Annotated in this window: 2 protein-coding genes; both read right to left on the bottom strand. The window is 42.9% G+C overall.

Annotated elements, in window-relative coordinates:
* Nucleotides 1-226: 226 nt before the first annotated feature.
* Nucleotides 227-709 carry a GNAT family N-acetyltransferase gene (locus KH109_RS09750; protein WP_295219224.1) on the bottom strand — a complete coding sequence of 161 codons (483 nt, stop codon included), beginning with the start codon at nt 707-709 and terminating at the stop codon, nt 227-229.
* Nucleotides 710-721: 12 nt separating this feature from the next.
* The coding region (locus tag KH109_RS09745; RefSeq protein WP_295219221.1) for an ATP-binding cassette domain-containing protein at nt 722-1,253 on the bottom strand (532 nt) is incomplete at its 5' end.

The following is a 1,253-nucleotide window of genomic DNA, read 5'->3' as shown; positions in this document are numbered from 1 at the left end:
ATATAAAATCACCTTTCTTTTGCATATAATGCGGCTTGAACACCTACATTATACTTAAGCAAGGTGATTTTTTTGTATAACTTTCGTTGCCGCACCCGCTTAGCGGGTGGTTTAATGATTCGCGACTACGTCGCGAACCAGTCTAAAGACAATAAATAAAATAGCGACTAGTTGATTATCTTAACTAGTCGCTATTTGTATTGTTGGCCCCAAAATTGGAGTTTTATTACAATGATTTCTTAAAGAATATAGTAGTATGTACCTTCCCAGGTAGTTGTACTCGCTTGTATTCCTTAAAACCAAAGCCTTCATACATTTTGGCAAGCCATGGGTGTTCTGCAGCGGTACCAAGTGTTACCGCTGGTGTTTTATATACATCACGGAGTAGTTCTTCTGCTTCAGCTAGGACTTCTCGAGCATAGCCCTTCCCCTTATGTTCAGGGGCCGTCACAAAGTGCGCAATGTGCGGGTATACATCTGGCGTCGCCTTTGGAATCCAAGGCATGCGGAACGAAATAGAGCATACCAAGAAGCCATCTACGTAGAGGCCATACACAGGATATTTTAAGATCCATGCACGAGACTCTTCTTGGCTAAAGTTGATGGCATCAAAGGATATAGGATAGTTCTTATTCTCTGCGTAGCCTGCAATCAACACCTCGTGATACTCAGCCGCATCATCTACGGTTAATTGTCTAAATTCTTTCATCATGTACCTCATTTAAAGTGCTGCGCTATCTAGAGGCAATTCAGTATCGAGTGTAAGGTAACGGCTCAAGAATTTACGTGTTCGTTCTTCTTTTGGATGTTCGAGAACAACCTTAGGGTCCCCTTGTTCTACGATGACGCCGCCTTCCATGAAGACTACTTGGTCAGCCACTTCTTTCGCAAAGCCAATTTCGTGGGTTACGATAATCATGGTTACCTCTAACTCTTTAGCAATCTTGCGGATAACGGCCAATACTTCCCCTACTAGCTCTGGGTCAAGGGCTGATGTAGGTTCGTCAAAGAGGATAACCTCTGGATCCATCGCAAGGGCACGAGCGATGCCGATACGTTGTTGTTGACCACCAGAAAGTTGTACAGGATAGTAATCATCATAGCCTTCCATGCCTACTTCCTTGAGGAAACGTTGGGCAATTTTACGGGCTTCAGATTTTTTCATTTTCTTAACCGTTACAAGGCCTTCCATGATGTTTTCAATAACAGTCTTGTTAGAGAATAAGTTATAAGACTGGAACACCATGGATGTA

Source organism: Veillonella sp. (genome assembly GCF_018381775.1).
GTDB lineage: Bacteria > Bacillota > Negativicutes > Veillonellales > Veillonellaceae > Veillonella.
The sequence above is the reverse complement of the archived record's forward strand: the minus strand, read 5'-3'. Positions and strand labels throughout refer to the sequence as shown.

What these genes read in the sequence shown, in the direction of transcription:
- KH109_RS09750 (WP_295219224.1), bottom strand. Translation starts at nt 709, where the DNA reads ATGAAAGAATTTAGACAATTAACCGTAGATGATGCGGCTGAGTATCAC.